Annotated in this window: 5 protein-coding genes, 14 tRNA genes, 2 rRNA genes and 2 pseudogenes; 2 read left to right on the top strand and 21 right to left on the bottom strand. The window is 42.2% G+C overall.

Features of this window, described 5'->3' with window-relative positions; genetic code table 11:
- Nucleotides 1-200: 200 nt before the first annotated feature.
- Nucleotides 201-1,208: pseudogene (locus J5J03_RS08105) on the bottom strand (alpha/beta fold hydrolase).
- Between the two features lie 141 nt (nucleotides 1,209-1,349).
- Between J5J03_RS08105 and J5J03_RS08100 the strand changes: the two are divergent.
- Nucleotides 1,350-2,258 carry a LysR family transcriptional regulator gene (locus J5J03_RS08100; protein ID WP_208588513.1) on the top strand — a complete coding sequence of 303 codons (909 nt, stop codon included), beginning with the start codon at nucleotides 1,350-1,352 and terminating at the stop codon, nucleotides 2,256-2,258.
- Nucleotides 2,259-3,164: 906 nt separating this feature from the next.
- On the opposite strand, the gene J5J03_RS08095 is transcribed toward J5J03_RS08100, so the two are convergent.
- From J5J03_RS08095 to J5J03_RS08080, 4 genes are all read right to left on the bottom strand, one after another.
- Nucleotides 3,165-3,686, bottom strand: a complete 522-nt coding sequence (locus J5J03_RS08095) for a DDE-type integrase/transposase/recombinase (protein ID WP_208588922.1) — start codon at nucleotides 3,684-3,686, stop codon at nucleotides 3,165-3,167.
- A 515-nt stretch (nucleotides 3,687-4,201) separates the two neighbouring features.
- A complete protein-coding gene (locus tag J5J03_RS08090; RefSeq protein WP_208588504.1) occupies nucleotides 4,202-4,903 on the bottom strand; it encodes a hypothetical protein in 702 nt (233 codons plus the stop codon).
- A 619-nt stretch (nucleotides 4,904-5,522) separates the two neighbouring features.
- Nucleotides 5,523-5,909 carry an integrase core domain-containing protein gene (locus J5J03_RS08085; RefSeq protein ID WP_231710650.1) on the bottom strand — a complete coding sequence of 129 codons (387 nt, stop codon included), beginning with the start codon at nucleotides 5,907-5,909 and terminating at the stop codon, nucleotides 5,523-5,525.
- Between the two features lie 19 nt (nucleotides 5,910-5,928).
- A complete protein-coding gene (locus J5J03_RS08080; RefSeq protein ID WP_208588500.1) occupies nucleotides 5,929-6,609 on the bottom strand; it encodes a hypothetical protein in 681 nt (226 codons plus the stop codon).
- 191 nt (nucleotides 6,610-6,800) lie between these two features.
- Here J5J03_RS08080 and J5J03_RS08075 point away from each other — a divergent pair.
- Nucleotides 6,801-7,148: pseudogene (locus J5J03_RS08075) on the top strand (tyrosine-type recombinase/integrase); the annotation flags it as partial.
- Nucleotides 7,149-7,285: 137 nt separating this feature from the next.
- Here the strand turns inward: J5J03_RS08075 and J5J03_RS08070 are convergent.
- From J5J03_RS08070 to J5J03_RS07995, 16 genes are all read right to left on the bottom strand, one after another.
- Nucleotides 7,286-7,367, bottom strand: a tRNA-Leu gene (locus J5J03_RS08070).
- Nucleotides 7,368-7,378: 11 nt separating this feature from the next.
- A tRNA-Cys gene (locus J5J03_RS08065) sits at nucleotides 7,379-7,452 on the bottom strand.
- Nucleotides 7,453-7,499: 47 nt separating this feature from the next.
- Nucleotides 7,500-7,574 (bottom strand) — tRNA-Gly (locus J5J03_RS08060).
- 5 nt (nucleotides 7,575-7,579) lie between these two features.
- A tRNA-Gln gene (locus J5J03_RS08055) sits at nucleotides 7,580-7,654 on the bottom strand.
- A gap of 12 nt (nucleotides 7,655-7,666) precedes the next feature.
- Nucleotides 7,667-7,742: transfer RNA gene (locus J5J03_RS08050), tRNA-His, on the bottom strand.
- A 14-nt stretch (nucleotides 7,743-7,756) separates the two neighbouring features.
- A tRNA-Trp gene (locus J5J03_RS08045) sits at nucleotides 7,757-7,827 on the bottom strand.
- Nucleotides 7,828-7,852: 25 nt separating this feature from the next.
- A tRNA-Tyr gene (locus J5J03_RS08040) sits at nucleotides 7,853-7,938 on the bottom strand.
- Between the two features lie 43 nt (nucleotides 7,939-7,981).
- Nucleotides 7,982-8,057: transfer RNA gene (locus J5J03_RS08035), tRNA-Phe, on the bottom strand.
- Between the two features lie 20 nt (nucleotides 8,058-8,077).
- A tRNA-Asp gene (locus J5J03_RS08030) sits at nucleotides 8,078-8,154 on the bottom strand.
- A gap of 3 nt (nucleotides 8,155-8,157) precedes the next feature.
- Nucleotides 8,158-8,234, bottom strand: a tRNA-Met gene (locus J5J03_RS08025).
- 27 nt (nucleotides 8,235-8,261) lie between these two features.
- Nucleotides 8,262-8,337, bottom strand: a tRNA-Val gene (locus J5J03_RS08020).
- A gap of 8 nt (nucleotides 8,338-8,345) precedes the next feature.
- A tRNA-Glu gene (locus tag J5J03_RS08015) sits at nucleotides 8,346-8,420 on the bottom strand.
- Between the two features lie 11 nt (nucleotides 8,421-8,431).
- Nucleotides 8,432-8,523, bottom strand: a tRNA-Ser gene (locus J5J03_RS08010).
- 2 nt (nucleotides 8,524-8,525) lie between these two features.
- A tRNA-Asn gene (locus tag J5J03_RS08005) sits at nucleotides 8,526-8,600 on the bottom strand.
- Nucleotides 8,601-8,612: 12 nt separating this feature from the next.
- Nucleotides 8,613-8,729: ribosomal RNA gene (gene rrf, locus J5J03_RS08000) — 5S ribosomal RNA — on the bottom strand.
- 119 nt (nucleotides 8,730-8,848) lie between these two features.
- A 23S ribosomal RNA gene (locus J5J03_RS07995) occupies nucleotides 8,849-11,607 on the bottom strand; the annotation flags it as partial.

The raw sequence follows: 11,607 nt of genomic DNA, 5'->3' as shown, positions 1-11,607 counted from the left end.
ACTAATAGTTAAGTTCAAAGGCAATGTGCTAGAATCGATAATCTTAAGCGGAACGGCCCGTTCTTTTCTAAAGCATCCCACTCAGTCACTGTCATATCTTTATGTTTAATCAAAATACCTAGCAGACCCATATTTTACGATAAATAAAAAGAAACCATTTTGAAGATTCTTTGATCAAAATGGTTTCTTTTCAAGCAAATTTAAGTTTCCAATAAGCGCTTTAGGTTGTCATCAATAAATTTATTATCAGCACTGTTGATTCCGCGTCCGGCAAAATGACCCCAGATCGACTCGATAGGATTAAGAACAGCATTAGGGATATGCTTAACCTCGTATTCGTTATCATCCGCCGTGCAGAAGAGATCCGTGATACTTGGCATGACGATAGCAAGCGCTTTAATGCTGTTGAGCGCCTCATCGAAATCTCCGTTATAGGCGGGGTTTGCACTAATATCTCCATTTTGTCCAGTCCATAACATTGCTAGGACATTGTGTGGATCCATCCTCATAAAGCTATCTTCCCAGACTCCAGCCACAAAATTTTCCAATGAATCATATCCCATCTCACGATAAAGTTCCTCTTTGTAAAAAGTTTGAGATAAGCCCCATCCCGCATAGACACGACCAACAGCGCGCATGTCTACTGAAGTCAATTGGTTAAGTTTACTTGAATCATGGCCAACTGCAGCCATGAGAGCAGCTTTCATTCCGTCCAGAACTATATACGTTTGCGACCAAGTCTTTGCACCTCCACAAAAGGGGGCAATTCGTTCCACCATGTCGGGATAGCTTGCCGCCCATTGGAATGATTGAACACCTCCCATTGACCATCCAACTACCAGAGCGATCTTTTGAATGCCGAATTTTTCGGTCACCAGTCGATGCTGTAATTTAACGTTATCATAGATGGTTACCTGAGGAAAATTAGCCTTGTCGAATGGAGCAGGAGTATTACTAGGAGACGAAGATAACCCGTTTCCCAACAGATTTGAAACGATAATAAAATATTTTCTCGGATCTAGTGCCATGCCGTTTCAAATCAACCATTCATTCTGAACATGATGGTCGCCAAAAGCAGTTGGATAGACGATCACATTATCTTTCTTTTCATTCAATTCTCCAAAAGTCTTATATGCAAGAAATGCGTTCGGTAACGTTACTCCTGATTGCAAGGTTACGTCATCCAAATCAAAAATCTCATAATCCATTGTATTGTCGCTCCCTTCAAAAATGAAACACATCTAGAATGTATTTCTTGTACAAAGTATAAACCCATGAAACTCTCAATAAAAGTGAAGAAAATTCAAATCAGTATTCAATAATATTGAAAATAAAAGAGGGAAAGTGTAATGGAATTGCGCCAATTGAAAACGTTTCGCACAGTTGCTTCCATTTTAAATTTTAGTCGGGCTGCGGACGCGCTTAACTACGTCCCCTCTAACGTTACGATGCAAATAAAAGCATTGGAGGATGAGCTTGGTGTTCCTCTCTTTGACCGTTTGGGCAAGCAGCTCGTTCTCACCAATGCGGGTAAACGCTTTTTAACTCATATCCAAAGCGTTCTAGACAAATTAGACGAAGCTCGCAATACCGTTCATGACAACGAAGATATTAGAGGCACCCTTACAATTAGCGCCAACGAGGTTCTTTGCGCCTATCGCCTCCCAGTTGTCTTTAAGCTATTTCGTTCCCGCCATCCAGGCGTTCGACTTATCTTCCGCTCTGTTCCAAATCAGGAACTCAAGCAAACACTCTTTGATGGAACCGCGGATGTCGTCTTTATGCTGGACGAAACCATTCTCTCAACGAGACTTGCTGTAGAACCGTTACTGGAAGAAACTTTCCGCTTGTTCGTTGCTCCTGATCATCCACTTGCGAAACAACCTGTACTGCAACAGGAAGATTTTCACGGAGAAGTATTACTGGTTAATGAAAAGGGCTGTCCTTATCGAACCATGTTTGACCGATCATTTGAGAAAAAGGGCATTGATAGTATTACTTATTTGGAGTTTCAAAATGCCGAAGCCATTAAACAATGTGCAATTTCTGGGATCGGTATTGCCTTTCTTCCTGAAATCACAGTGGAAGCAGAAGTTAAACGGGGTGATCTTGTTGCTCTTCCATGGCAACTATCGGACTTACACGTATATACTCATATGGCTTGGCATAAAGAAAAGTGGCTTTCACCAATCATATTGTCTTTCATAGAAGCAGCAAGGGAGGTTATCGCTATAGAGGATGAGAATAAAACCGTTTAGAAAACACCTTCAACTGCAAGCTCTTGGACCCTTGATCCGCAAATGTTGGGGGACAAGGACTATCAACCGGAGGGGTCGGGTTAAGGTTGACTATTTCAAGAAGGGGCATGAGACAACACGGGAGTGACCTTGTCGTAGATAACCATTCAGAAGGTGGTGCAATGATAAAAGGTTGGATACCACCTCACTGTTCTAATGCTTAATAACCCTTATCTTAAAATAAAGCTATATAAAATAAACCTTAACAAGGGGTAGACCCAGTTGCAGGTTTTACCCCTAAAAGAAAATAAAAGCAACGTGTAGCTTGAAAATAAAGATTGATCATTTTTGTAGTATAAGCAAATTTCTAATTTGTTTTGGGTTTAAATACTAAGGTTACATAACCAATTATAGAAGCACCGATAAAAAGTATATAATATCATCCTGATATGTCTGCTACTACTCCTGAAAAAATGGATCCTATGGCTTGCCCCAGTCCAAGTATTAAGAACGGTATTCCTAGTCCGAATGATGGGTTAGTTTTAAACACGGAAATCCCCTTACTTCTTTTAAGTCCTGTGTCTTTGAAGTCATCTATATCCATATACAAAATGGCAAGATGTCGTTGAAATCGTTTAGCCAATATTAATGTTTTGTCCAACGGTTTTTCTAAATTCCGTCTGTTATCTACTGGTACAACCATGAACGATCAAAAGAAAAATTGGCTGAATAATAAAACTCTAACTTTTGGGGGTAACCACCTAAGCGGTGATTGTCAATAAAGTTGTCGCATTTTTTTACTTTAATTTTTTTTTGATCCATCTCACTTTGTTGCCAGAAGCTACCGCGCTTTGCTTGCTGGCGTAGTGATTGGAATCAAAAGGAGAAGCATACTTTTGACTCCAATCACTAGGGAATAAGAAGTACCTACGATTGTTTCCGAGCTTGTATTTTTTGCTCCTCATGCATTGGATTGAGCGCAACATGTGCACCTGTATGACATTGTTCAGGTGTGACAAAATTCAAACCACTATGTAAATGAATATGATTGTACCAATAGACAAATTGTTGTGCCCATTCTCTTGCTTCTTCCAGTGATGCAAAGCCTTTATGTGGATAATTAGTACGGTATTTAAGTGTCCGAAACATCGCTTCCGAATAAGGATTATCATTACTCACTCGTGGTCTTGAAAAGGATTGCTGAATACCTAGTTTTTCTAGTAAACTTTGAAAAGTTTCCGCCTTCATTGGACTCCCGTTGTCTGAATGTAAAACGAGTGGACGGCCTTGAATTTTCTCTTGAACGACAGCTTTTTTTACTAATTCTTCTGCATACTTCGCTTCTTCTGTTTCCCACACTTCCCAACCAACTACTTTTCTAGTAAATAGATCTAAAATCAAATAAAGTTTATAATAATAGCCTTTCACAGTTCCACCAAGCCATGTGATGTCCCATGTCCATACCTGATTTGGTCTTGCGCATTGGTGTTTGCCTCTTGTATCAGTTCCACAGCTAGTATGCGATTTGAAGCGTCAATCATTCTTCCTCGTTGTCCCCCCAAATCGCTTGGCCCTTTTTTCGCAATAACAATAGGGAAACTGCTTCAGGTAATGCCTTCTCTTTCTTTTGAATTTCTTTTTCTAATTGGTTCGCTCGCTTTTTTTTACCTTTTAATGCATGACTCCCTTGCTTTGACTATCCATTTCTACTCAATAAACATATAAAAAAGTAGCCTATTAGGGAAAATGCAAAAAAAGATGGAATCCTAATTGGGCTACTTTTTTGTATTAGAGACTTATGGTGATTTCTATGAATGAAGTATATATATATTGGTTACACTAGATTATTCACAGGCCGAATCACATCAACCAAATTATCCTATATTGAAGCTCAAGAACAATCATATGAATATAACTTAAAATTGGCCTCCCAAGAGAGACCATCTTTGGATTAAATTAAGTAATTATAAATCATGTGGAGTAAATGTCTTCTTGAAAGTAGGCGTTAAGCTTATAGGGGATCCCTTAAATATATAAGAAAGAGTACCTTTCATTCTGATGGATGCACTCAATCCCTGATACGCACCAACAGTTTCAATGGTTGCCCAACTTTTAATAGGACTCCACTGTGACAATCCGATTTTTGAAGATGAATATGAGGAACCCCTCAACGTGATACTTTTAATATATCCCGATCTTACAGATGCATCGAAATCCTGTCGTATAGATGCAGTAGTGAGACCTGGTACAGCAGCTGATACACTAGCAGTATAGTCTCCGGGATAGTGTGAAGGATTTTTAATAATTTTTTGTATTCCAATCTCAGATTCTGGATTGTTATCAGTTTCTTTCTCTTCAAACTCCATGGTTATATTCTTTGCATTTGCTTTAATAAGTTCTGCTTCTTTTTTAAATGCATTGAGAATATCCTGTTTATTATAGTTGTACTTTTCCAGTGTGACTTGTGTCAGTTTAATTGAGGGATTTTCGTATTCCACAATACCAGCGGAATAATTTTCTAATTCCTCAACAAGTATTTCGTTAATCTCATTTTCCAAATCTTTTAATTCGTTTTCATCAAAGGAGCTTGACTGTGCAAATGCTGTAGGTGCTGTAATTAATAGAAAAGTAACCACCATAATACTAACTTTTACAAAATGACTCATTACTAATTCCTCCTTTTTTTGTAAAAAAAAACCTCATATAGTATATTATACATACTAAACTAGCATTTGCAATCGTTTTCTGCTATATTTTAGTAGAATGAAAGGAGGTAGTTTAAAATTAAAGAAAAAAAACGAAAATCATTAGGATGGGGAAGTCTTTCGTTACTCTTATTTGTCATAGGCTTTTTACTTTACCATGCCAGTATTGAAAGAAAGGGGCCACTTGGAGAGATTATCCTAGATTATTTTAATATTAGTTTACCAGTTATTATGTTCACTATTTTATTTATGATTGCTGCTGTAATTATTGGAAGGAAATATAAAACTCATATGTTTGCAAAGATTGGTGTTATTCTTTCTGGAATTCTCTTAGTTCTCTATGCTCTTACATTTATTGCAATGGGCATTGAAAGTTTAATTAACATATTATTCTAAACAACAGATTTTCTCTCCGTTATCTTAATAGTTTAAGAGGATACTTCAAAAGAAAAACAAACAATTATTTTGTTTTCAGTAGTATTATCGGTGTTTGCCAATATAGTTGTCGGATTTAATTGCCTTAGTTTTTTAATATGTTACAACCCTCATCAAACAAAGCTACCGCGCTACGCTTGCTGGCCTAGTGATGGAAATCAAAAGAAAGACCATGCTTTTGACTCCCATCACTAGGAAAAAAAGGGATATTATGATTGCCCCAATGATTTCGTTTTCTCCTCCTCTCGGATAGATTAAGTGCTACTTGTTCATACGAACTCCAATTTCTTACGCTTCTTGCCCAACGCTCAGGATGTTTCTTCATTCCTTCGTCATAGACCTCCCTGTGTTTTTCTAAGATGGCAATGTGTTCTCCTGTATGACATTGTTCAGGTGTAACAAAATTCAGTCCACTATGCTGATGAACCTGGTTATACCAATGAACGAATGCTTGTGCCCATTTCCTTGCTTCTTCTAGTGATGCAAAACCCTTGTGCGGAAAATCCGGTCGGTATTTGAGTGTACGAAACATCGCTTCTGAATAGGGATTATCATTGCTCACTCGTGGTCTTGAAAAGGAATGTTGAATACCTAATGTCTCTAGTAATCCAAGGAAAGTGGCAGCTTTTATTGGGCTCCCATTTATCCCCTTCCTCTAGTACATCTTCAATATTTATCCTCTTTAATTTATTTTTATTGAATGTTTTATAACAAACAGGTTTTGTATCCAAATTATTAACTAATTCAGAGTTAGCAATAAAAACAATGTTCTTCATCGTATCTGGTATATAATCATTTTTTAGATGATCGAATGTGCTATATATTCCGAAGATTTTATCGATGTTTATTTTTAATAAAACACTGTTTGCGACATATTCTAAATAATATAATTTATCCAGGGATTTCATATTTGCCTCTTCTATTTCTACGAATAAAACATGATGTACACTTTTCGTTGTTTTATTTATTAACTTATATACCTTTCCGCATTGCAAATAAGTATCGTCTTTCGTTACATATACTTCGCTGTCGTCAATTGCTTCAAAGGAATAATGAAAAGCATCTACTAGCTTATTCAGAGTATTAACTGCAATTGAAACTTCATCGTACTTTTCATTTTTCATCTGAGTTGCTATTGTTTCTGCAATTTCTTTACTTCTATTCATATATGCTACAAATAAATGAAGATTGTCTAAATGAATATCACTTCTAGTTAAAAATATTTTTTTCATGTTTGCTAACCTTTTATAACCATTATTAGTTATAATCCGTCTGGTTGGAAAGGAATTATCTATCAATCCAAAAATCACATATAGGTTTATAGCTTCCTGTTCTTTTGCTAACTCAACATAATTTTTAATTTTTTCTTCGAGTCGTTTAGATGACTCTGTCGCTAGGTCACTTTCAATGAATATTAGTGATAACGATGGCTCATTTTAAAAAGTTATTCCAATCAACACCAGATAACATTCATAAATTGGTGTTTTATAGCCCTAATTCTAAATATAAAGTAATTAGCAATATAAATGCTAATAAGTTGTTAAAGAAATTACTGATCAATCTAAAAATTAATCCTATAACCCTGCATGGCTTAAGACATACTCACGCAAGTGTATTATTGTATAAAAAAGTTTCTATTTATTATGTCAGTGAGCGATTAGGTCACGGAGATATTGAAACTACTTTGCGTGAATATTCTCACGTTGTCAGGGAATTACGAGAGGAAGATGAAGCTGCTACAACAGCAACTTTCGAGAATATGGTTGTGTAAAAAATGTATAAAATGGAGCTAAAATCTATCGTTTTCTACCGCAAACTCAAAAAACAAAAAAAAGCATTAGAACATTGATATATCAACATTCTAACGCAAAATACTAATTTTTAAATTAGCTAAACAAATACTCAAAATACCGGTGGTCGGGGTCGAACCGACACTCCCGAAGGAACACGATTTTGAGTCGTGCGCGTCTGCCAATTCCGCCACACCGGCATAAATAGAAATGGAGGCGGCAACCGGATTTGAACCGGTGATAAAGGTTTTGCAGACCTCTGCCTTACCACTTGGCTATGCCGCCTCGATATAAATAGTATATGATATTTAAATGAAAATGTTAAATACAAATGGAGCGGAAGACGGGATTCGAACCCGCGACCCCCACCTTGGCAAGGTGGTGTTCTACCACTGAACTACTTCCGCATAAATGGCTGGGCTAGCTGGATTCGAACCAGCGCATGACGGTACCAAAAACCGTTGCCTTACCGCTTGGCTATAGCCCAATATTTTAAAAATGGGGCGGCCAGTGGGGATCGAACCCACGCGTGCCGGAACCACAATCCGGTGCGTTAACCACTTCGCCATGACCGCCATGATAAGAAAAACAGGGGTAGTAGGAATCGAACCCACACTGGAGGTTTTGGAGACCTCTGTTCTACCGTTAAACTATACCCCTACGATTATCATAAAATATAAAAAAATGGTGGAGGGAGTAGGACTCGAACCTACGAACCCGATGGGAGCGGATTTACAGTCCGCCGCGTTTGGCCAACTTCGCTATCCCTCCATAAATATTGAACATATTAATAAGAAAGAGAAAACTTTAAAAGTGGTGGCTCGGGACGGAATCGAACCGCCGACACACGGATTTTCAGTCCGTTGCTCTACCGACTGAGCTACCGAGCCAGAAATTGATAAGTTTATAGTGGCGGTCCGGACGGGACTCGAACCCGCGACCTCCTGCGTGACAGGCAGGCATTCTAACCAACTGAACTACCGGACCTTTTGGTTGCGGGGGCAAGATTTGAACTTGCGACCTTCGGGTTATGAGCCCGACGAGCTACCAGACTGCTCCACCCCGCGATAATAAGGAATGTATTAATTTTTGAATGGTGGAGGATGCAGGGCTCGAACCTGCGACCCCTTGCTTGTAAGGCAAGTGCTCTCCCAGCTGAGCTAATCCTCCTAAGTAAGTGGTGACCCGTACGGGATTCGAACCCGTGTTACCGCCGTGAAAGGGCGGTGTCTTAACCACTTGACCAACGGGCCTATATTAAAAGTGGCGGAGAGCGAGGGATTCGAACCCTCGGTACGGCGTTGACCGCACACACGATTTCCAATCGTGCTCCTTCGACCACTCGGACAGCTCTCCATTGGCTCCACAGGTAGGATTCGAACCTACGACCGATCGGTTAACAGCCGATTGCTCTACCACTGAGCTACTGTGGAATGGAAGAAAATGCCTGGCAACGTCCTACTCTTGCAGGGGCGTGAGCCCCAACTACCATGGGCGCTGGAGAGCTTAACTACTGTGTTCGGCATGGGAACAGGTGTGACCTCTCCGCTATCGCCACCAGGCTTGTACTGTTATTTTTAGTGACAAAGAATATTATACTATGTATTTTGAAAAAATCAAGTAAAAATTTAATATACTTTCAAAACTAGATAAGAGTCATCAACAAGCTCAAACAAATCGTATAGTTAAGTCCTCGATCGATTAGTATTCGTCAGCTGCACATGTCACCATGCTTCCACCTCGAACCTATCTACCTCATCGTCTCTGAGGGATCTTACTCTATCGAATAGATGGGAAGTCTCATCTTGAGGGGGGCTTCATGCTTAGATGCTTTCAGCACTTATCCCTGCCACACGTAGCTACCCAGCGATGCTCCTGGCGGAACAACTGGTGCACCAGCGGTGTGTCCATCCCGGTCCTCTCGTACTAAGGACAGCTCCTCTCAAACTTCCAACGCCCACGACGGATAGGGACCGAACTGTCTCACGACGTTCTGAACCCAGCTCGCGTACCGCTTTAATGGGCGAACAGCCCAACCCTTGGGACCGACTACAGCCCCAGGATGCGATGAGCCGACATCGAGGTGCCAAACCTCCCCGTCGATGTGGACTCTTGGGGGAGATAAGCCTGTTATCCCCGGGGTAGCTTTTATCCGTTGAGCGACGGCCCTTCCATTCGGTACCGCCGGATCACTAAGCCCGACTTTCGTCCCTGCTCGACTTGTAGGTCTCGCAGTCAAGCTCCCTTCTGCCTTTACACTCTGCGAATGATTTCCAACCATTCTGAGGGAACCTTTGGGCGCCTCCGTTACATTTTGGGAGGCGACCGCCCCAGTCAAACTGCCCACCTGACACTGTCTCCGAACCGGATCACGGTTCTGGGTTAGAAGGTCCATACAGCCAGGGTGGTATCCCACCGGCGCCTCCACGTAAGCTAGCGCTCACGTTTCTCAGGCTCCCACCTATCCTGTACAAGCTGTACCAACATTCCATATCAGGCTACAGTAAAGCTCCACGGGGTCTTTCCGTCCTGTCGCGGGTAATGTGCATCTTCACACATAGTATAATTTCACCGGGTCTCTCGTTGAGACAGTGCCCAAGTCGTTGCACCTTTCGTGCGGGTCGGAACTTACCCGACAAGGAATTTCGCTACCTTAGGACCGTTATAGTTACGGCCGCCGTTTACTGGGGCTTCGGTTCAACGCTTCGCTAATGCTAACGCATCCCCTTAACCTTCCAGCACCGGGCAGGTGTCAGCCCCTATACTTCGCCTTTCGGCTTCGCAGAGACCTGTGTTTTTGCTAAACAGTCGCTTGGGCCTTTTCACTGCGGCTTCTCGCAAAAGAAGCACCCCTTCTCCCGAAGTTACGGGGTCATTTTGCCGAGTTCCTTAACGAGAGTTCTCCCGATCACCTTAGGATTCTCTCCTCGCCTACCTGTGTCGGTTTGCGGTACGGGCACCCGTTTCCTTGCTAGAGGCTTTTCTTGGCAGCGTGAAATCCGGAACTTCGGTACTCTATTTCCCTCCCGATCACAGCTCAAGCTTGCCAGACGGATTTGCCTATCTGACGCTCTTGCTGCTTCGACGCACACATCCAGTCGTGCGCATTCCTTATCCTTCTGCGTCCCCCCATCACTCAAACGGAATTGGGTGGTACAGGAATATCAACCTGTTGTCCATCGCCTACGCCTTTCGGCCTCGGCTTAGGCCCCGACTAACCCTGAGCGGACGAGCCTTCCTCAGGAAACCTTAGGCATTCGGTGAAGAAGATTCTCACTTCTTTTTCGCTACTCATACCGGCATTCTCACTTCTAAGCGCTCCACCAGTCCTCACGGTCTGACTTCGCAGCACTTAGAACGCTCTCCTACCATTGTTCGAAGAACAATCCGTAGCTTCGGTGATACGTTTAGCCCCGGTACATTTTCGGCGCAGCGTCACTCGACCAGTGAGCTATTACGCACTCTTTAAATGATGGCTGCTTCTAAGCCAACATCCTGGTTGTCTAAGCAACGCCACATCCTTTTCCACTTAACGTATACTTGGGGACCTTAGCTGACGGTCTGGGCTGTTTCCCTTTCGACTATGAACCTTATCACCCATAGTCTGACTCCCAAGGTAATATGATTGGCATTCGGAGTTTGACTGAATTCGGTAACCCGGTGAGGGCCCCTAGTCCAATCAGTGCTCTACCTCCAACATACATCCCTTGAGGCTAGCCCTAAAGCTATTTCGGAGAGAACCAGCTATCTCCGTGTTCGATTGGCATTTCACCCCTACCCACACCTCATCCCCGCACTTTTCAACGTACGTGGGTTCGGGCCTCCAGTCAGTGTTACCTGACCTTCACCCTGGACATGGGTAGATCACACGGTTTCGGGTCTACGACCACCTACTCATTCGCCCTGTTCAGACTCGCTTTCGCTGCGGCTCCGTGTCTTCCACTTAACCTTGCAGGGGATCGTAACTCGCCGGTCCATTCTACAAAAGGTACGCCGTCACCCATAAAAGGGCTCCGACTACTTGTAGGCACACGGTTTCAGGTTCTCTTTCACTCCCCTCCCGGGGTGCTTTTCACCTTTCCCTCACGGTACTGGTTCACTATCGGTCACTAGGGAGTATTTAGCCTTGGGAGATGGTCCTCCCGGATTCCGACGGAATTTCACGTGTTCCGCCGTACTCAGGATCCACTCCGGAGGAAACACACTTTCGACTACAGGGCTCTTACCTTCTGTCGCGGGTCGTTCCAGACCGCTTCGTCTAACGTGTTTCTTGGTAACTCCAATGGAGTGTCCTACAACCCCAAAAAGCAAGCTTTTTGGTTTGGGCTTATTCCGTTTCGCTCGCCGCTACTCGGGAAATCGCGTTTGCTTTCTCTTCCTCCGGGTACTGAGATGTTTCAGTTCCCCGGGTCTGCCTCCTATACCCTATGAATTGAGGTA

The organism is Gracilibacillus suaedae (assembly GCF_017599345.1).
Lineage (GTDB): Bacteria > Bacillota > Bacilli > Bacillales > Amphibacillaceae > Gracilibacillus > Gracilibacillus suaedae.
Note: the sequence above shows the minus strand (reverse complement) of the source record. Positions and strands in the feature narration are given on the sequence as shown.

What these genes read in the sequence shown, in the direction of transcription:
- J5J03_RS08100 (WP_208588513.1), top strand. Translation starts at nt 1,350, where the DNA reads ATGGAATTGCGCCAATTGAAAACGTTTCGCACAGTTGCTTCCATTTTA.
- J5J03_RS08090 (WP_208588504.1), bottom strand. Translation starts at nt 4,903, where the DNA reads ATGAGTCATTTTGTAAAAGTTAGTATTATGGTGGTTACTTTTCTATTA.
- J5J03_RS08085 (WP_231710650.1), bottom strand. Translation starts at nt 5,909, where the DNA reads ATGTTTCGTACACTCAAATACCGACCGGATTTTCCGCACAAGGGTTTT.
- J5J03_RS08080 (WP_208588500.1), bottom strand. Translation starts at nt 6,609, where the DNA reads ATGAAAAAAATATTTTTAACTAGAAGTGATATTCATTTAGACAATCTT.